The 19,251-nt window shown below is 69.7% G+C and carries 16 protein-coding genes; 9 read left to right on the forward strand and 7 right to left on the reverse strand.

Features of this window, described 5'->3' with window-relative positions; translation table 11 throughout:
* The first annotated feature begins 135 nt into the window (after positions 1-135).
* From groES to O1W71_RS16175, 3 genes are all read left to right on the forward strand, one after another.
* The gene (gene groES / locus O1W71_RS16165) at positions 136-432 is read left to right on the forward strand and encodes a co-chaperone GroES (protein ID WP_023954390.1); all 297 of its coding nucleotides are present in this window, start codon (positions 136-138) and stop codon (positions 430-432) included.
* A gap of 122 nt (positions 433-554) precedes the next feature.
* Complete coding sequence (gene rarD, locus O1W71_RS16170; protein ID WP_269268834.1) at positions 555-1,496, forward strand: EamA family transporter RarD; 942 nt, start codon at positions 555-557, stop codon at positions 1,494-1,496.
* A gap of 173 nt (positions 1,497-1,669) precedes the next feature.
* A complete protein-coding gene (locus O1W71_RS16175) occupies positions 1,670-3,028 on the forward strand; it encodes an ABC transporter substrate-binding protein (RefSeq protein ID WP_269268835.1) in 1,359 nt (452 codons plus the stop codon).
* Between the two features lie 626 nt (positions 3,029-3,654).
* Here the strand turns inward: O1W71_RS16175 and O1W71_RS16180 are convergent.
* The 5 genes from O1W71_RS16180 to O1W71_RS16200 all read right to left on the reverse strand — a co-directional run bounded on the left by O1W71_RS16180 (position 3,655) and on the right by O1W71_RS16200 (position 8,784).
* Entirely contained in the window at positions 3,655-4,653 is a 999-nt protein-coding gene (locus tag O1W71_RS16180) for a hypothetical protein (RefSeq protein ID WP_269268836.1), read from the reverse strand.
* A 124-nt stretch (positions 4,654-4,777) separates the two neighbouring features.
* Positions 4,778-5,500 carry an ABC transporter ATP-binding protein gene (locus tag O1W71_RS16185; protein WP_091503903.1) on the reverse strand — a complete coding sequence of 241 codons (723 nt, stop codon included), beginning with the start codon at positions 5,498-5,500 and terminating at the stop codon, positions 4,778-4,780.
* Positions 5,497-6,534: an ABC transporter ATP-binding protein gene (locus tag O1W71_RS16190; RefSeq protein ID WP_442924647.1), complete on the reverse strand. Its 1,038-nt coding sequence runs from the start codon at positions 6,532-6,534 to the stop codon at positions 5,497-5,499. Before O1W71_RS16190 ends, O1W71_RS16185 begins: the two co-directional genes overlap by 4 nt.
* Positions 6,524-7,504, reverse strand: a complete 981-nt coding sequence (locus O1W71_RS16195; RefSeq protein ID WP_269268837.1) for a branched-chain amino acid ABC transporter permease — start codon at positions 7,502-7,504, stop codon at positions 6,524-6,526. Before O1W71_RS16195 ends, O1W71_RS16190 begins: the two co-directional genes overlap by 11 nt.
* A gap of 5 nt (positions 7,505-7,509) precedes the next feature.
* Positions 7,510-8,784, reverse strand: a complete 1,275-nt coding sequence (locus O1W71_RS16200) for a branched-chain amino acid ABC transporter permease (RefSeq protein ID WP_181574274.1) — start codon at positions 8,782-8,784, stop codon at positions 7,510-7,512.
* 251 nt (positions 8,785-9,035) lie between these two features.
* On the opposite strand from O1W71_RS16200, the gene guaB reads away from it, so the two are divergent.
* Positions 9,036-10,541, forward strand: a complete 1,506-nt coding sequence (gene guaB / locus O1W71_RS16205) for an IMP dehydrogenase (RefSeq protein ID WP_094261156.1) — start codon at positions 9,036-9,038, stop codon at positions 10,539-10,541.
* A 118-nt stretch (positions 10,542-10,659) separates the two neighbouring features.
* Here guaB and O1W71_RS16210 read toward each other — a convergent pair whose 3' ends face one another.
* Complete coding sequence (locus O1W71_RS16210; RefSeq protein ID WP_269268838.1) at positions 10,660-11,493, reverse strand: DUF559 domain-containing protein; 834 nt, start codon at positions 11,491-11,493, stop codon at positions 10,660-10,662.
* Positions 11,494-11,698: 205 nt separating this feature from the next.
* Positions 11,699-12,811: an FAD-dependent oxidoreductase gene (locus O1W71_RS16215; protein WP_269268839.1), complete on the reverse strand. Its 1,113-nt coding sequence runs from the start codon at positions 12,809-12,811 to the stop codon at positions 11,699-11,701.
* 104 nt (positions 12,812-12,915) lie between these two features.
* On the opposite strand from O1W71_RS16215, the gene O1W71_RS16220 reads away from it, so the two are divergent.
* The 5 genes from O1W71_RS16220 to guaA are packed head-to-tail and all read left to right on the forward strand — an operon-like array spanning position 12,916 to position 18,772.
* On the forward strand, positions 12,916-14,604 hold the full coding sequence (locus tag O1W71_RS16220) for an ABC-F family ATP-binding cassette domain-containing protein (RefSeq protein WP_269268840.1): 1,689 nt from the start codon (positions 12,916-12,918) through the stop codon (positions 14,602-14,604).
* Positions 14,605-14,661: 57 nt separating this feature from the next.
* A complete protein-coding gene (locus O1W71_RS16225) occupies positions 14,662-15,780 on the forward strand; it encodes a GuaB3 family IMP dehydrogenase-related protein (protein ID WP_269268844.1) in 1,119 nt (372 codons plus the stop codon).
* Between the two features lies 1 nt (position 15,781).
* The gene (locus O1W71_RS16230) at positions 15,782-16,663 is read left to right on the forward strand and encodes an SURF1 family protein (RefSeq protein WP_269268841.1); all 882 of its coding nucleotides are present in this window, start codon (positions 15,782-15,784) and stop codon (positions 16,661-16,663) included.
* Positions 16,664-16,673: 10 nt separating this feature from the next.
* On the forward strand, positions 16,674-17,195 hold the full coding sequence (locus tag O1W71_RS16235) for a DUF3817 domain-containing protein (protein WP_112617903.1): 522 nt from the start codon (positions 16,674-16,676) through the stop codon (positions 17,193-17,195).
* Positions 17,192-18,772, forward strand: a complete 1,581-nt coding sequence (guaA, locus tag O1W71_RS16240) for a glutamine-hydrolyzing GMP synthase (RefSeq protein ID WP_112617904.1) — start codon at positions 17,192-17,194, stop codon at positions 18,770-18,772. Before O1W71_RS16235 ends, guaA begins: the two co-directional genes overlap by 4 nt.
* Positions 18,773-19,251 lie beyond the last annotated feature (479 nt).

The following is a 19,251-nucleotide window of genomic DNA, read 5'->3' on the forward strand; positions in this document are numbered from 1 at the left end:
GCCTACGCGGGGCGGTGCCGCCGGTTCAGGGACGTTGGCACTCGCGTTGCGTGAGTGCCAACGTCCCCCTAGACTCGGATTTGGCACTCTCAGGGTGAGATTGCCAACAAGTCTTGTCGAAGAAAGAGGTAGACCGTGTCGGTTTCCATCAAGCCGCTCGAGGACCGCATCGTCATCAAGCAGGTCGAGGCCGAGCAGACCACTGCGAGTGGTCTGGTCATCCCCGACACCGCCAAGGAGAAGCCCCAGGAGGGCGAGGTCGTGGCGGTCGGCCCCGGCCGCATCGATGACAACGGCAACCGTGTTCCGCTCGACGTCGCCGTCGGCGACCGCGTGATCTACAGCAAGTACGGCGGAACCGAGGTCAAGTTCGGCGCTGACGAGTTCCTCGTGCTCTCGGCCCGCGACGTCCTCGCCGTCGTCGTCCGCTGACGCAGAGCTCTTCCACGAAGGCCCGGGTGCAGCGCATCCGGGCCTTCGTCATGGCAGGCGCGCGGCGGCGGATGGCAGTCCGTCGTGGCCTCGCCGTGTCATGACCGTCCTATGCTTGGCTCGTGACACCCCTCGATCCCGCCCGTGAACGCTCGCTCGGCGGGATCTACGCTTTTTCGGCGTACGTGCTCTGGGGCTTCATGCCCCTCTACTTCCTCACGCTCGCCCCGATGGGGCCGTTCGAGGTCGTGTCGTGGCGCATCCTGTTCTCGCTGGTGTTCTGCGCGATCCTCCTCACGGTGCTCCGGGCCTGGGGCAAGCTGATCGCGATCCTGCGCACGCCGCGCCTCGTGCTGTGGACGATCGTGGCGGGGCTGCTGATCTACGTGAACTGGCAGGTCTTCCTCATCAGCACCCTCACGGGGCACGTGATCGAGGGGAGCCTCGGGTACTTCATCAACCCGATCGTCACGGTGCTCCTCGGCGTCCTCGTCCTGAAGGAGCGGCTGCGGGTGGCCCAGTGGGTCGCGATCGGCATCGCCGCCGTCGCGGTCGGCGTCATCGTCATCGGCTACGGGGCCTTCCCGTGGATCGCCCTGACCCTCGCCGCGAGCTTCGGCACGTACGGACTGGTCAAGAAGCAGATCGGGCCGTCGGTCGACGCCGTCAGCGGCCTGACCCTCGAGTCGCTCTGGCTGGCGCCCGTCGCGATCGTGCAGGCGATCATCGTCGCGGTCACCGGCGGGCTCGTGTTCGGCTCGGTCAGCCCCGGCCACACCGCGCTGGTGACCCTCGCCGGGATCGTCACCGCCGTGCCCCTGCTCTTCTTCGCCGCCGGCGCCCGTCGCAGCAGCCTCACGGTCATCGGCCTGCTGCAGTTCGTCGCGCCGATCCTGCAGTTCATCACGGGAGCCTGGATCCTCGGCGAGCCGATGCCTCTCGAGCGCTGGATCGGCTTCGGGCTCGTCTGGCTCGCCCTCGTCGTGCTCAGCGTCGACTCGCTGCGCGCCGCTCGTCGTCCGAAACGCGTCGACGAGGCATTGAACGTCGCCCCCGTCGTCTGACGTGGCACCGGTCCCACCCGCGTCATCGCGCGGGATGCGGCGGGCCGGAAGTAACGATTAGGTCGCGTAACAGACCGTTAACACATCGCAACATCCCTGATGCAGCGGCACCACTAGGTTTGACCCAACCTCGCGGGGCTTCGGTGCCGCGTTCCCACTCATCAAGGAGCACAATGGGCGTTCTCACCCGTTCCCGCACCGCGAAGGTCCTCGGCGGTATCGCCGTGATCGGCGCGAGTGCCCTCGTCCTCGCAGGCTGTGCCGGAGGCAGCGAACCGGCTGCATCGGGTGACGCCGAAGGGAACTCCTCGGCCGGTTTCCCCATCGACTGCGAAGCGGCCGAGCCCGCGTCGTACACCCCCGAGTACACCTCGACCTCCACCGGTCCCGGCACCGACCTCACCTACACGATCGGCACGGCTCTGCCCGTGACCGGCAACCTCGCCTTCCTCGGCCCGCCCGAGATCTCGGCGACCGAGTTCGCCGCATCTGAGATCAATGCCGCGGGCAAGGGCATCACGATCGACCTCAAGCAGGGCGACTCGGGTGACACCGACAACAAGGCGTACGAGACGGAGATCCCGCGACTGCTGGGCGAAGGCGCCACGGCGATCATCGGCGCGGCGTCCTCGGGCACGTCGCTTCAGTTCATCGACCAGGTCATCGCCGCCAACGCCATCCAGTTCTCGCCGGCGAACACCTCGGCCGCCTTCACCGGCTACGAGGACAAGGGTCTCTACTGGCGCACCGCTCCCTCGGACGTCCTGCAGGGCGAGGTGCTCGGCAACCTGATCGGCGCCGACGGCAACGAGACGCTCGGCATGATCGTGCTCAACGACGCCTACGGCACCGGCCTCGCGTGCTTCACCAAGGCCGCCTTCGAGGCTGCCGGCGGCGAGGTCGTCGCGACCTCGCTCTACAACACCGGTGACACGAACTTCTCGGCCCAGGTCGAGGACGTGCTCGCAGCCGGCCCGGACGCGATCGCCCTGATCACGTTCGAAGAGGTCAAGACGATCATCCCCGAGCTGATCGGTGCCGAGGTGGCCCCCGAGCAGCTGTACCTCGTCGACGGGAACCTGGCGAACTTCGGCGACGACTTCGAAGCCGGCACCATGGCCGGCGCGAAGGGCACCTACCCCGCCGTCGACCCCGCGTCGATCGCAACCTTCCGCGACAACCTGCAGGCGTTCTGGACCGGTGCCGGCAACGCCGAGCTGCAGGACTTCACCTACGGGCCGGAGTCGTATGACGCCGTCGTGCTGCTGGCCCTCGCGGCGCTGCAGGCCGGATCGACGGCCGGCCCCGACGTCGCCGCGAACCTGCAGGCGGTCTCGGGCGGCTCGGGCGAAGGCACGAAGTGCACGACCTTCGCGGAGTGCGCCGACCTGATCATCGCCGGTGAGGCCGCGGACTACGACGGTGTCTCGGGCCCGATCACCTTCAACGAGGTGGGCGACCCGACGGAGGCATCCATCGGCGTCTTCGAGTACGGCGACGACAACAACTACGAGTTCGTCCGCGTCGGCTGATCCCCGCGCACGAGGGCCCCGGTCTCCTGACCGGGGCCCTTCGTCGTGCGCAGGGTTGGGTTGGGTTGGGCTGGGTTGTCAGTTTGTGCCCCTTCATATGCCTCGAGTGGGCGCGAGCTGCCAGGTGAGCCCTGCGCCGGGGCTTGGGCTTGGGTCTGGGTCTGGGTCTGGGTCTGGGTCTGGGCGTGGGTTGGGCCTGGGGTTGGGCTTGGGCTGGCACTATGTGCCCCATCCGGAGGGCTGAGTGGGCGTGAGCTGTCATCTGAGCCCCGTGCCCGAGCTTGGGTTGGCACTTTGTGCCCCATCCGGAGGGCTGAGTGGGCGTGAGCTGCCAGGTGAACTGGGGCTGGGGCTGAGTTGGCAGTATGCGCCTCTTCTTCGGGCCGAAGGGGCGTGAGCTGCCACGTGAGCCCCGGGGCTGCGAGTTGGGGTGGCAGTTGATGCCCCCTCGAAGGGGCCGAGCGGGCTCGAGCTGCCAGGTGAGGCCTCAGCTCAGGCCCTCGGGCTGAGCCTGGATTGCCTTGCCAAGTGAGCCCTGGGTCTGGGCCTGGCCCTGGGCCTGAGCTGGCAGTTGATGCTCACTCGCGGGGTCTGACTGGGCGTGAGCTGCCAGGTGAAGCGCGCCGTCAGCGCGAGGGAGACCATCCGCGTCGCCGGAGAGCACCGCTGACGAGAGCCACCGCCGACGAGCCCGATGGCCTGATGTGCGCCGAGGTGAGCCTCACCACCTCGAAGCCGAGAGCGACGTAGGCGGTGTGCTTCTCGATGTCGCGCGCCCACTGGCTCCGCGATGTGCGATGGTGGTCGCCCTCGACCTCGGCGATGACGCGGTACTCGGGCCAGACGGCATCCGCGATCCCCGCCAGCCGCCCCGAGCCGTCGCGGATCTCCTGGTCGAGCAGCGGCTCGGGCAGCCCCGCCCCGACAACGGCGAGCCGGAAGTCGGTCTCCAGCGGAGACATCGCCCCCTCGCGGACCAGGCTCAACGCTTCGACGAGCTTCGCGGAACCGACGCGCCTCCCGGAGGCGACCGCCTCGGCGAGCTCATCCACCGTGCACAGCCGCGCCTCGGGGCGGCGCCGGCCACGATCGCCGCGCGGCACCCGCACGACCGCGTCGCCGATCCGCACCAGCTCGCGGACGCCGGCGTCCCGCCCGAGCATTGCCCACGTCGACGCCGGTGACGACAGCCGCAGGCCCCCGAGAGTCCTCACCTCGACGTGCGTCGGCGCGAGCTGACGTCCGCGGATGCCGCGCCGCCGCGGCGCGCGTTCCGGCGCGACGACCCCGACCTCGAGCTCACCGGAGGGCAGAGCACCTGTTCCCCACAGCACCGCGGCTGTGCGCCCGCAGTAGAAGGCGTGTCCGCTCATGATCTGGGCATACGCCCGCGCGCGGTCGAGCACCCGCTGCCGCGCAGCGTGATCCTCGGCGAGCGGGCCGGTCGCCGCGGCCTCCCCGGTAGCCGCGGCCTCCCCGGCTCCCGCTCTCCGGCGCACCCCGCGGAACGGGATGTCGAGATCCAGGGCACGCAGACGCTTGAGCGATACGCCCGCGGCCGACGCATCGGCGCACGAGAACGCTTCGCCGAGCGCGTCAGGCAGAGGTTCCGGGAGTCGCGGCATCCCCCCGATTCTCCCGGTGTAGTCCGCCCCGCGGGACTCAACGCCCACGCCTTGTGCGTCGCCCGCGCGCATCCCTCGCGGGGGAGGAATCGCCCCCAATCAGGCGAAGCCAGGCGAAGCGGGCTCAGGTCCCCAGCGTGCCGAGGTACAGGCCGATGACCTTGGGGTCGTTGAGCAGCTCACGGCCGGTGCCCGTGTAGGCGTCGCGGCCCTGGTCGAGGACGTAGCCCCGGTCGCAGATCTGCAGGCAGCGTCGGGCGTTCTGCTCGACCATGATCGTCGTCACGCCGGCCTTGTTGATCTCCGACACCCGCAGGAACGCCTCGTCCTGGCGCGACGGCGACAGCCCAGCGGAGGGCTCGTCGAGCAGCAGCACGTAGGGATCCATCATCAGCGCGCGCCCCATCGCGACCATCTGGCGCTCGCCGCCCGACAGCGATCCGGCCCGCTGCTGCAGGCGCTTGGCGAGGTCGGGGAAGATGGATGTCACGAAGTCGGTGCGCTCCGCGACGACCTTCGGTCGCTGATACGCCCCCATCTGCAGGTTCTCCGCGATCGTCAGGCTCGGGAAGACGTTGTTCGTCTGCGGCACGAAGCCGACGCCCTTTGACACGAGCTTGTTGGCACGCAGCCCCGTGATCTCCTCGCCGTTCAGCTTCACCGAGCCGGAGCGCACCTTCACCTGCCCGAAGATGGCCTTGAGCATCGTGGACTTGCCGGCGCCGTTGGGGCCGATGATCCCGACGAGCTCGCCGGGAGCCGCGGTGAGGTTCGCGCCGTTGAGGATGTTCACCCCGGGCAGATAGCCAGCGTGCACATCCGACAGCTCGACGACGTTCTCGGTCACTTGCGGTCCCCATCCTTCTCGGCATCCGCGGCGCCTGCCGCATCCGTCGTGCCCGCGGCATCCGTCGTCGGCGCCTCGTCGATCGCCTGGTCGAGCTCGTGAACCGTCTCGACGAGCTCTTCCGCCTCGGGCGGCAGTTCGCCGGCGTGCCGGCCCGTCACGACGCCGAGGTCGACGTCCTGATGTGCGCCGAGGTAGGCGTCGATCACCGCGGGGTTCTGCATCACGGTGTCGGGCGGGCCCTCGGCGACGACGCGTCCTTCGGCCATCACGACGACCCAGTCGGCGATGTGACGCACCATGTGCATGTCGTGCTCGACGAACACGACGGTCATGCCGAGGTCCTTCAGGTCGAGGATGTGGTCGAGCAGCGACTGCGTCAGCGCGGGGTTCACCCCGGCCATGGGCTCGTCGAGCATGACGAGCACGGGGTCGCTCATGAGAGCGCGCGCCATCTCGAGGAGCTTGCGCTGTCCGCCCGAGAGCGACGCGGCGAAGTCCTTCTCCTTGGCGTCGAGCTTGAAGCGGGCGAGCAGGCCGCGCGCCTTCTGCTCGATCTCGGCCTCCTGCTTGCGCCAGAGGAAGGGCAGGATGCCGGCGAGGATCCCCTCGCCCTTCTGCTTCGGAGCGCCGAGCTTCATGTTCTCGAGCACCGTGAGCAGGCCGAGCGACTTCGTCAGCTGGAACGTGCGCACCTGACCCATGCGAGCGGCCTTGAAAGCGGGGATGCCGGCGAGGTTGGTCCCATCGAACGACCACGACCCCGCGTTGGGCTTGTCGAAGCCGGTCAGCAGGTTGAACAGGGTCGTCTTGCCGGCACCGTTCGGGCCGATGAGGGCCGTGATCGCGCCGCGCGGGATCTCGAGGTGCTCGACGTCGACGGCGGTCAGGCCGCCGAAGACGCGCTTGACGCCGTCGGCGACGATGATCGGGTCGTTCTTCGCGACGCCGGGGCGGACCTCGCCGCTGCCGTCGTCTTTGTGCAGGCCGGTCGCCTTGGGGCGCGGCGTCGGGGGTACGACATCAGCGGACAAAGGTCAGCTCCTTCTTGCTTCCGAGGATGCCCTGCGGGCGGAAGATCACCAGCAGCATGAGCGCGACGCCGACCAGCACGAACACGAGCATCTGGCTCTGCTCGGTGGTCAGGAACGGCAGCCAGCCGATGTTGACGAGGGCCGGCAGCAGGTTCGACAGGAATGCGCGGACCACCCAGAACAGCACGGCGCCGAGCACCGGGCCGAAGATGGTGGCCGCGCCGCCGAGCAGCAGCGCCGTCCAGACGTAGAACGTCTGCGAGGTGACGTAGACGTTCGGGTTGACGTTGGTGCCCATGGCGGTGACGATGCCGCCGGCCGCGATGATGACACCGCCGACGATGAGCGCCTGCATCTTGAAGGCGAAGACGTTCTTGCCGAGCGAGCGCACGGCGTCCTCGTCCTCGCGGATGCCGCGGATGACGCGCCCCCAGGGGCTGCTCATGAGCAGCCAGACGAGGGCGACGACGATCGCGATCGTGATCAGACCGACGATGATGACCCACCACTGGTCGGACTGGTACGTCCACGGCCCGAAGCCCCACCGTCCGGGGGGAAGCGGGTTGCTGGCGCGGAACCCGGCCTGGAAGCCCGAGAGGCCGTCGGCCGATCCCGTCTGGTTGCGGAACGCCGACGTGAGGAAGAGCAGGCGCAGCACCTCGGCGGCCGCGATCGTCACGATGGCGAGGTAATCGCCGCGCAGCCGCAGGGTCGGGATGCCCATCACGAGCGCGAAGACCACGGCGGCGATGAGACCGATGAGTGCCGCCACCGGCCAGGCAAGCCCGAAGGTGAGGATCGAGATCGCGAACCCGTAGGCGCCGATCGCCATGAAGCCCGCGACGCCCATGTTGAGCAGGCCCGCGAAGCCGAAGTGAACCGACAGGCCGATGGCGGCGAGGATGTACCCGAGGGTCGCCGGGGCGAGGATCTGCGCCGCGGTGTTGCTGAGGATCTGAAGGAAGTTCACGATGCCTATCCGATTCGCTCTCGGCGCCCGAGGAGACCCTGCGGGCGGAACAGCAGGATGACGATCAGCACGACCAGCGCGCCGACGTACTTGAGGTCGGAGGGGATCCACAGCGTCGAGACCTCGACGAGGAGCCCCACGATGATGGCGCCCACGAGCGCACCGAACGCGGTTCCGAGGCCGCCGAGCGTGACGGCGGCGAAGATGAGCAGCAGGATGCTGGTGCCCATGTCCCACTTGATGCCCGGACGGAAGTAGGCCCACAGCACACCGGACAGGCCGGCGAGCGCCGCGGCGACGACCCACACGACCCGGACCACCGCATCGACGTCGATGCCGCTGGCGGCGGCGAGCGAGGGGTTGTCCGACACGGCCCGCGTGGCGCGGCCGATGCGCGTGCGCATGAGCCACCACGCGAAGCCGGCGATGACCACGAGCGAGACGCCCATGCTGATCACGTCGGTGAGGGTGAGGCGGATGGGGCCGAGCCCGGGGATGACCGAGGTCGAGCCGCCGGGGAGCTGGGCCGTCCCACCGCCGACGAACATCTGGAAGATGTAGCGCAGCGCGAGCGAGAGACCGATCGAGACGATCATGAGCTGCACGGTGCCGAGGCCGCGGCGTCGCAGCGGCCGCCAGAGGCCGGCATCCATCGTCAGGCCGAACAGGGCCGAGACGGCGACCGCCAACGGGATCGCAATCCAGATCGGCAGGCTGAACCCGGCCGAGAAGAGCAGCGCGGCGAGCGCTCCGAAGGTGACCATCTCGCCGTGCGCGAAGTTCGACAGGCCCGTCGTGCCGAACACGAGCGAGAGCCCGATCGCGGCGAGGGCCAGCATGAGGCCGAAGTTCAGGCCGTTGACGGCGCGGGAGAGCAGCTGGTCGACGAAGCTCGTCGTCTGCCGCTCGGCCGCCTCGAGCGTGAAGTTGCGCGTGATCGTGCTGGTCGCGCCGAACTCCACCTCGAGCGTCGACTCGAAGCCCTCCGGGACGGTCACCCCCGAGGGGAGGCTGTCCTCGACGAGTTCGACGGTGTACGCGACATCCTTCGTCGGAACGCCGATCGAGAAGCTGCCTCTCTCGTTCGTCTCGCCTTCGGCTTCGAAGTCGCCGCCGGTCACGACGATGGTGGCGCCCTCGACGGGTTCACCACCGGTGCGGACGTTGCCCGCGATCGTGAAGGGCAACGACTCGGCGTCGTCTCCTGCGGCCATGGCGGGGGAGGCGATGCCCAGGAACGCCACGACGGCCAGGAGGCCGGCGATCAACGTCGAGAACATGCGCCTCGGGCGACGAGCAGCGCGCGTCATCGAAGTGATCGCCACTGGCACCTCCTGAGATAAGTGGACGAACGCCGAGAGGTACCGGTTCTGCTGGTGGCTTCGGCGACACCTGAACGTATGCGCTGATTGTTGCTTGCGTGTTTCCGGTGCGCAACAACGAATGCGGTGTGTCGTTTCGCGGATCTCGGGCGAGGGAATGCCGCGCGGTGCCGGGCGCTTAGAATCGTTGAGACTTCCAAGGAGTGCGCATGAGCGACTACAACGACCCGTTCGGATTCGTCGGCCTCACCTACGACGACGTCCTGCTCCTGCCGGGGCACACCGACGTCATCCCGTCCGAGGCCGATACGTCGTCGCGCGTGACGCGGCGCATCACCGTGGCCACCCCGCTGCTGTCGGCCGCGATGGACACCGTCACCGAGGCGCGCCTCGCGATCGCGATCGCGCGTGAGGGCGGCATCGGCATCATCCACCGCAACCTCTCCATCGAGGAGCAGGCGGCGATGGTCGACCGGGTCAAGCGCAGCGAGTCGGGCATGATCACCGACCCGATCACGACGACCCCCGACGCGACGATCGAAGAGGTCGACGCGCTCTGCGGGCAGTACCGCATCTCGGGCCTGCCGGTCGTCGACGACGAGGGGCACCTGCTCGGCATCGTCACGAACCGCGACATGCGCTTCGTCTCGGGCTTCGAGCGGCAGACCACCAAGGTGCGCGACGTCATGACGAGCGAGAACCTCGTCACCGGTCGCGTCGGCATCGGGGCGAACGAGGTCATCGCACTCTTCGCCCACCACCGCGTCGAGAAGCTCCCCCTCCTCGACGAGGAGGGCAAGCTCGCCGGTCTCATCACGATCAAGGACTTCGACAAGAGCGAGAAGTACCCCCTCGCGACGAAGGACGACCAGGGGCGCCTGCGCGTCGGCGCGGCCATCGGCTTCTTCGGTGACGCGTGGCAGCGGGCCGAGGCTCTCCGCGACGCCGGTGTCGACGTGATCGTCGTCGACACCGCGAACGGACAGTCCGCGGGCGTCATCGACATGGTCAAGCGCCTGAAGGCGGATGCATCCTTCGAGCACATCGACGTCATCGGCGGCAACGTCGCGACCCGCGAGGGTGCGCAGGCGCTCATCGACGCAGGTGTGGATGCCGTCAAGGTCGGCGTCGGTCCGGGCTCGATCTGCACCACGCGCGTCGTCGCGGGTGTCGGCGTGCCCCAGGTCACCGCGATCTACGAGGCGTCGCTGGCCGCGCGCGAAGCCGGCATCCCGATCATCGCCGACGGCGGTCTGCAGTACTCGGGCGACATCGCCAAGGCCCTCGTCGCCGGCGCCGACTCGGTCATGCTCGGGTCGCTGCTCGCCGGAACCGACGAGTCGCCGGGCGAGATCGTCTTCCAGGGCGGCAAGCAGTTCAAGCAGTACCGCGGCATGGGGTCGCTCGGCGCGCTGCAGACCCGCGGCAAGAAGACCTCGTACTCCAAGGACCGGTACTTCCAGGCCGACGTCCCGAGCGACGACAAGCTCATCCCCGAGGGCATCGAGGGTCAGGTCGCCTACCGCGGCCCCGTGTCGGCCGTGGCCTACCAGCTCATCGGCGGCCTGCGTCAGTCCATGTTCTACGTGGGCGCGCGCACCGTCGAAGAGCTGAAGGCTCGCGGCAAGTTCGTGCGCATCACCTCGGCCGGGCTCAAGGAGTCGCACCCCCACGACGTCCAGATCGTGGTGGAGGCCCCGAACTACAAGCGCTGATCCGCGCACGCCCGCGCGCACACGGAGGAGATCTGCACTTCGGAGGCCCGTCACGCGGCGGCCCCCCCTCCGATCTGCAGATCTCCTTCTGTATGCCGGGAACCTAGGGCGCCCCACTTCAGCTCGCACGGTGCAGCCCCTGGGCGACGGCGGTCGCGATGAGCCCGTGCACGTGCGGCCAGTCGTCGACGACCTGCGCGTACGTGACGCGGATGACGTGATAGCCCTGCAGCATCAGCCATGCGTCGTGCTCGATGTCGGACGCACGTTGGCGCCCGACGTGATGACCGCCGTCGATCTGCACGACGAGGCGCTCGCCCACGAGAAGGTCGACCGGCCGCCCCAGTATCCACACCTGCTGCCGGAGCGGCACCCCGAGCCACCGCAACCTCAGGGGAAGCATCGTCTCGAGACCGGAGTCGGAGTAAGGCGACGCCTGAGCCCACAGTCGGCGCGCGGCCGGCGGCAGGTCGAGCCTGCCCAGCACCTCACGCGAGGTCAGCTGCCGTCGCAGCGCGGACTCCCAGATCACGAGCGCGGGTTCGAACGGCTGACACCGCGCCACGGTGACCAGGACGTTCTCGATCGGGTCGACGAGCGCGTCCGGATGCCGCGGCACGGCGGGCGTGTGCCAGTGCACCGTCGCCCGCTGGGTGGGGGCCCGGCCCGCGTGCGGTCTCGCCGCGACGTGGGGCCGATCATCGGCGAGGACCCAGAGGCCGAGTCGCCGCGCTGCGCTGATGCACGCGATGACGACGCCGTGACGCGCGGCCGCGAGGAGTTCCGGGTCCGCGTCCGGGAGCGCGACCCATTCACGGCGCACCCGGAGCAGAGCTCCCGTCGCAATGGCGGTCTGCAGTCGGTGGCGCGAGGCGCCGGCGTCGTGCAGCGCGGCAGTTCGAGCGACGCCGCCGTTTCGCCGCATCCACGACGCGAGCTGGCTTTCGTCCATGCCTCGATGCTCGGGCGCACGCGGCCTCGAGGTGAGGCTCCGAGGCGGTTTGGGGACGCCCTCCCACCGATACGCGCCGGGGAGGAGTGCCCGCCCCGGGGGCTCTCACCCTACGGGAGGAGTTCTGCGCCAGTGAGGGAGCTCGCGCCTTGCGCCTCCTCCGCTGCGCTGATCTCCTCCGCTACGCAGCCCGCCAGACCCGGACTCACCCCGCCGGCAGCCGGAAGGGCGAGGCTGCGCGGGCCGTCGCATCCAGCGCGAGGTCGGCCAGAGTGGCGCCGACACCGGGCGCGAACTTGAAGCCGTGGCCCGAGAATCCCGCGCCCACCACCACCGAGCCGACGCGATCCAGCACGAAGGCGCTGTCGTCGGTCGAGGTGTAGGTGCACGACAGGTGCACGGCGGATTCGGGGTCGAGCCCCGGCATCCATTCCCGCACGTACTCGACGAGCGTCTCGTGGTGCGTCACCCGGTGCGGGCGCGCATTGGGATCGACGACGTCCCCGACGCGGTGGAACCCGACCTTGACCCCTTCGCCCGGCGTCGGCATCCCGTACACCGGTGCCGGGTAGCGCGCGGGGTCGAGCCGATGGTTGAACGAGGGCCAGGGACCGGTCGTCGAAGCGAAATGCGCCGGGGTCTCCTCCGTCACCGTGAGGCGGGGCAAGCGGATGCCGGGCAGCAGACCCTCGGTCCAAGCGCCGACCGTCGCGACGACGACATCCGCGTCGACCTCGCCGCCGCTCGCCAGCCGCACCCGCGCGCCGCGCTCGCCGAGATCCTCGATGCCGGCGACAGGCGCGCCCCAGCGCACCTCGCCGCCGCCGCCCTGCACGCGGCGCTCCAGCTCGAGCATCGCCGCCGACGCCCGCGCCACGCCGGCGTCCGACGAGTACAGGACGTCGGTCTCGAATCGCATCCCCGGCCACCGCGCGCCCGCCTCCACGGCAGACAGCATCTCCGCGGGGATGCCGCGCGCGCCGAGGCTCCGCGCGATCGTCTCGAGCCCGTCGGCGTCGTCCGCGCCGCCGCCGAGGTCGCTGCCGACGCCGTGCGTCACCAGCCCGTGCCGTCGCAGCAGCGGCTCCCCGCCGACCTCGCCGAGAGCGTCCCACCCGTCGCGGGCCCGCTGCAGCAGATCGAGGTAGTGCGCGTCGGCGTAGGCGTTGTTGAAGTTCCGGGTCGCGCCGTGCGACGCGCCGTGGGTGTGCCCCCGCCCGAAGCGCTCGAGGACGAGGGGGCGCTCACCCCGGCGGACGAGGGCCCACGCGGTGGCGAGCCCCATGACGCCGGCGCCGACAATCACGATGCGTGTCATCCCGCCAGCATCCCACTCGCTGCGGTCCGGGCGCGCGCACGAGCGCGCCCCGGCGTGCGATAGCCTGGTCGGCTCCGCAGTGGAGCGGAAAGGCCCGGTCCACGATGGGATCGCTCGACATCCAGGGTGTCTCGTACACCGTCCCCGACGGCAGACCGCTGCTCGACGAGGTCACGTTCCGCGTCGGCGCGGGTTCGACGACCGCGCTGATCGGTCAGAACGGTGCGGGCAAGACGACGCTGCTGCGCATCATCCGAGGGGATGCCGCGGCCCACGGCGGTGTCGTGCAGATCGACGGCGGCCTCGGGGTCATGGACCAGTTCGTGGGGCACGGCGGCGCCGGTGAGACCGTCCACGACCTGCTGATCTCGGTCGCGCCCGATCGCGTCCGTCGTGCGGCCCGTGAGCTGGATGACGCCGAGAACGCCGTCATCGCGTCCGACGAGCTCGACACCCAGATGCGCTACGCCGCCGCGATCGCCGACTACGCCGACGCGGGCGGCTACGAATACGAGACGGTGTGGGACACCTGCACGACGGCGGCCCTCGGTGTGCCGTTCGAGCGGGCGCGCTACCGCGAGCTGACGACGCTCTCGGGCGGCGAGCAGAAGCGGCTCGCTCTCGAGGCACTGCTCCGCGGGCCCGACGAGGTGCTGCTCCTCGACGAGCCCGACAACTATCTCGACGTCCCGGGCAAGCGCTGGCTCGAGGAGCGCCTGCGCGAGACGGCGAAGACGGTCCTGCTCGTTTCGCACGACCGCGAGCTGCTCGCCCGTGCCGCCGACCGCATCGTCACTCTCGAGGCCGGGGGAGCGGGCAGCACCGCCTGGGTCCACGGCGGGAGCTTCGAGACCTATCACCGCGCCCGCGACGACCGGATGGCCCGGCTCGACGAGCTGCGCCGCCGGTGGGACGAGGAGCACGCGAAGCTGAAGAGATTCGTCGCCGACATGAAGGCGAAGGCCGCGGCCAGCGACGAGTTCGCGTCGCGATACCGCGCGGCGCAGACGCGGCTGCGCCGGTTCGAGGAGGCCGGGCCGCCCGAGGAGCGGCCGGCCGAGCAGAACCTCGAGCTGCGCCTGCGCGGCTCGCGCACCGGCAAGCGCGCGGTCGTCGCCGACGGGCTGGAACTCGTCGGCCTCATGCGGCCGTTCGACCTGGAGGTCTGGTTCGGCGACCGTGTCGCGGTGCTCGGCTCCAACGGCTCGGGAAAGTCGCACTTCCTGCGTCTCCTCGCCGCGGGCGGCACGGAGCCCGACGCCCTGCTCGGACACGTCACCGCCGTCGGCTCCGCCCTCGAGCCGGTCGAGCACGCCGGGACCGTGACGCTCGGCGCGCGGGTCGTCCCGGGCTGGTTCGCCCAGACCCACCGGCATCCGGAGTTCACCGGCCGCACGCTGCTCGAGATCCTGCATCGGGGCGACGATCGCCGAGCCGGGATGCCGCGGGATGCCGCGAGCTCGGCGCTCGACCGCTACGGGCTCGTCCGCCAGGCGGAGCAGAGCTTCGACAGCCTGTCCGGTGGTCAGCAGGCGCGGTTCCAGGTGCTGCTGCTCGAGCTGTCGGGTGCGACGCTGCTGCTGCTCGACGAGCCCACCGACAACCTCGACCTCACGTCGGCCGAGGCGCTCGAGCTCGCGCTCACCGCTTTCGAGGGCACGGTGCTCGCGGTGACCCACGACCGTTGGTTCGCTCGTTCGTTCGACCGCTTCGTCGTCTTCGGCGGCGACGGACGCGTCTACGAGTCGAATGAGCCCGTCTGGGACGAGCAGCGGGTCGCGCGCGCCCGTTGAGCGGACGGCCGGTCCGGCGGTCGTGTCCGGACCGGCCGGTAGGCTGGAGGAGTGACCATGGAGATCGAGCTCGGCCGCGCCAAGCGCGCCCGTCGGGCCTACGCGTTCGACGACATCGCTGTGGTGCCCTCGCGGCGCACCCGCAACACCGAGGACGTGTCGACCGCATGGTCGATCGACGCCTTCCCGTTCTCGATCCCGGTGCTCGGCGCCCCGATGGACTCGGTCATGAGCCCTCGGACGGCCATCATGCTCGGTCAGCTCGGCGGACTCGGCGTGCTCGATCTCGAAGGGCTCTGGACGCGGTACGACGACCCCGAGCCGCTGCTCGCCGAGATCGCGGGGCTGCCCGACGCGTCGGCGACCCGGCGCATGCAAGAGCTCTACGCCGAGCCGATCAAGCCCGAGCTCGTGCGCGACCGTCTGGCCGAGATCCGCGCGGCCGGCGTCACCGTCGCCGGCTCGCTGACCCCGCAGCGCACGCAAGAGCTGTACGAGACCGTCGTCGCCGCCGGCGTCGACCTGTTCGTCATCCGCGGCACCACGGTGTCGGCTGAGCACGTCTCGAGCGTCGACGAGCCGCTGAACCTCAAGAAGTTCATCTACGACCTCGACGTCCCGGTGATCGTCGGCGGCGCCGCGACCTACACCGCGGCCCTGCACCTCATGCGCACCGGTGCCGCGGGCGTGCTCGTAGGCTTCGGCGGCGGTGCCGCCTCGACCACGCGCGCGACGCTGGGCCTCCACGCTCCCATGGCCACGGCGGTCGCCGATGTCGCCGGGGCCCGCCGTGACTACCTCGACGAGTCGGGCGGACGGTACGTCCACGTCATCGCCGACGGCGGCGTCGGCACGTCCGGCGACATCGTCAAGGCGCTCGCCATGGGCGCCGACGCGGTCATGCTCGGAGTCGCCCTGGCGCGCGCGACGGATGCCCCCGGCCAGGGGTTCCACTGGGGACCCGAGGCCCACCACGCTCAGCTCCCGCGCGGCCGCCGCGTCGCCGTCGAGCAGGTCGGCTCCCTCGAGGAGGTGCTCTACGGCCCGGCACCGGTGGCCGACGGCACCGCGAACCTCATCGGCGCGCTGAAGAAGTCGATGGCGACGACCGGCTACTCCGATCTGAAGGAGTTCCAGCGCGTGGAGGTCGTGGTGGCGCCGTACAGCGTGCGGTGACATGAACTCGACCGACTCGGTTCCGCCACAGGCGTCGACGGCGGCCTTCGCGCCGACGTTGCGCGAGGTCATGCTGCGCCCGTGGTGGCTGGGCATGCTCGCGTTCGCCCTGCTCGTGGCGGCGGTCTTCGCGTGGCTCGGCCAATGGCAGCTCTCGCGCGCCGTCGACACGTCGCCCCCGCCGCCAGGTCAGACCGAGCAGGTGCGCCCGCTCGCCGACGTCGCCGAACCCGGGGAGTATCTCCCCGAGCCGCTCGTCGGTCAGCGGGTAGAGGTGAGCGGCTCGTTCGTCGCCGGCGACTTCGACGTCGTGTCGTCGCGATTCGACCGGGGTGAAGAGGGGTACTGGGTCACGGGGCAGTTGCGGGTCGATCCCGAGTCCGCGCAATCGTCGGAGCCGACCTCGCTCGCCGTCGCGGTGGGATGGACCTCGGATCGGGCCGAGGCGGATGCCGTTGCGGCAGCCCTCGACGCCGATCCGCCGCAGGATGTCGTGCTCACGGGGCGAATCATCTCCGACGAGGGGCCTGCTCTGCCCGGACGCGGGGCCGGTCCGCAGGAGATGACGCGGATGTCGCCGGCAGCTCTCCTCAGCCGCTGGCACGACACCGCGGGGCTCGACGTCTACCGCGGCTACCTCACCTCCGCGGAATCCTTCGGGGGACTCACCGCGATCCACTCGCCGGCACCCGAAGAGCGGTCGAACGTCAACTGGCTCAACATCTTCTACGCCGTGGAGTGGGCGGTCTTCGCGGGCTTCGCGTTCTACATGTGGTACCGCCTCGCCAAGGACGCGTGGGAGAAGGAGCTCGAGGACCTCGAGGACGAGCACGAGGACGCCGACGTCCCCGCAGCGGGAAGCGCGCCGTCGGGCCGCGACTAGACTGGACGCCATGCCTCGCGCCCCGAAACTCGCCACGTTCCCGGCGATCCGGAACGCTCTGCGCTTCTACCAGATCTGTTCGGTGATCACGGGTGTCGGCCTGCTGCTCCTGCTCGCGGAGATGATCCTGAAGTACACGCCGATCCACACCGAGCTCTTCGCCGGCGGCTCGGGTGGGTTGCTCTGGTTCGCGCCGGTGATCGCGGGCGCCGACTGCGAGTGGTGGTCGCTGTTCCTGCCGCAGACGAACTCGTGCGAGATGCTCTCGACGGGCGACGGGTTCAACATCTCGCTCGCGATCCTCGTGGTGCACGGTTGGTTCTACGTCGTGTACCTGTTTTCGTGCTTCCGCGTGTGGAGTCTCATGCGCTGGTCGTTCCCCCGCTTCATCCTGCTCGCGCTCGGCGGCGTCGTTCCCGCCCTGTCGTTCTTCATGGAGGCCCGCGTCGCACGCGAGGTGAGGACGTACCTCGCCGAGCGCGAAGCCGCTGAGGCAGCCGCATCCATCCCCGCCACGGAAGGCACCCGATGACCACACAGACCGAAACGTCGCAGCGTCCTGTCCTCGTCGTCGACTTCGGCGCGCAGTACGCCCAGCTCATCGCCCGCCGCGTGCGTGAGGCGGGGGTGTACAGCGAGCTCGTCCCGCACACCGCGACGGCCGAGGAGATCGCAGCGAAGGAGCCGGTGGGCATCATCCTCTCCGGTGGCCCCTCGTCGGTGTACGAGCCCGGTGCCCCGGCTCTCGATCCGGGAGTGTTCGATCTCGGCGTCCCGACGCTCGGCATCTGCTACGGCTTCCAGGTGATGGCTCAGACGCTCGGCGGCGAGGTCGCCAACACCGGACTCCGCGAGTACGGCGCGACCGACGCGACCATCGTGACGGAGGGCACGCTGCTCGAGGGGCAGCCCCCCGAGCAGAACGTGTGGATGAGCCACGGCGACCAGGTCTCGCGTGCGCCGGAGGGCTTCGAGGTGCTCGCCCGGACTGCGGCGACCCCGGTGGCAGCGTTCGCCAACGACGTGCGCAAGTTCTACGGCGTGCAGTGGCACCCCGAGGTGAAGCACTCCGACCACGGGCAGAACGTGCTCGAGAACTTCCTGCACAAGGCCGCGGGACTCCCGGCGGACTGGAACAGCGGCAACGTCATCGCCGAGCAGGTCGAGCGCATCCGCCAGCAGGTGGGCTCGGGCCGGGTGATCTCGGCGCTGTCGGGCGGTGTCGACTCAGCCGTGTCGACCGCGCTCGTGCACAAGGCGGTCGGCGACAAGCTGACCGCGATCTTCGTCGACCACGGGCTGCTCCGGAAGGGGGAGCGGGAACAGGTCGAGAACGACTACGTCGCGTCGACGGGAGTCCGGCTGATCACGGTCGATGCGCGCGAGCGTTTCCTCGAGGCCCTCGCGGGCGTCAGCGATCCGGAGCAGAAGCGCAAGATCATCGGCCGCGAGTTCATCCGAGCGTTCGAACAGGCCGAACGCGACCTGATGGCCGAGGCGGCCGCCGACGGGGAGCCGATCCGCTTCCTCGTGCAGGGGACGCTGTACCCGGATGTCGTGGAGTCCGGCGGCGGTGCCGGCACGGCGAACATCAAGAGTCACCACAACGTGGGCGGATTGCCCGAAGACCTGCAGTTCGAGCTGATCGAGCCGCTGCGAACCCTGTTCAAGGACGAGGTCCGTGCCATCGGGCGCGAGCTGGGTCTGCCAGAGGCCATCGTCGGACGCCAGCCTTTTCCGGGGCCCGGCCTCGGAATCCGCATCGTGGGCGAGGTCACCGCTGATCGTCTCGAGATCCTGCGTGACGCCGACGCCATCGCGCGCGCCGAGCTGACGAAGGCGGGGCTCGATGCCGAGATCTGGCAGTGCCCCGTCGTGCTGCTCGCCGATGTCCGATCAGTGGGCGTCCAGGGGGATGGCCGCACCTACGGTCACCCGATCGTCCTCCGTCCCGTCTCGAGCGAAGACGCCATGACCGCCGACTGGACGCGGCTGCCTTACGACGTGCTGTCGAAGATCTCGAACCGCATCACGAACGAGGTCCGCGAGGTCAACCGCGTGGTGCTCGATGTCACGTCGAAGCCCCCGGGGACGATCGAGTGGGAGTGAGCGCGCGAGCGACGCTCCACTGCGAGACGGCGGATGCCGCGGCCGAACAAGCCGCGGCATCCGCCGTTTTCCGCGTTATGACGCGGATCGCGGGCCAGCCGGCGCGGCGCGACACGCCCGGGATGTCGCGCCGCTTTGCCACGATGCCGGGAGCCGCGTAACTTATTACTTGTTCGCCCCACAGGGAAGAGCGAGAGGGCCGGAAGGCCTACGCCCCCTCAAGCGGAGAACGAATCCCATCCCAAACCTCTTGCGAGAACAAGACGCTTGCGTCTAGGATGGAACCTCCACCCCGAACTGCAGTCTTCGACTGACGCGGAACCTCGTTCCGAAGTGAGATCGAAACGCGTCGCGGTGGGGTATGGTTGTGAAGTTGCCCTCTGGGCTGGCTGTGAGGTCAGTTGGGGGAGCGTCCGATCCTTGAGAACTCAACAGCGTGCACTTGTCAAATGCCAAATAACCTCGACTCCACTTCGGTG

Source organism: Microbacterium sp. H37-C3, from assembly GCF_027157935.1.
Classification (GTDB): domain Bacteria; phylum Actinomycetota; class Actinomycetes; order Actinomycetales; family Microbacteriaceae; genus Microbacterium; species Microbacterium plantarum.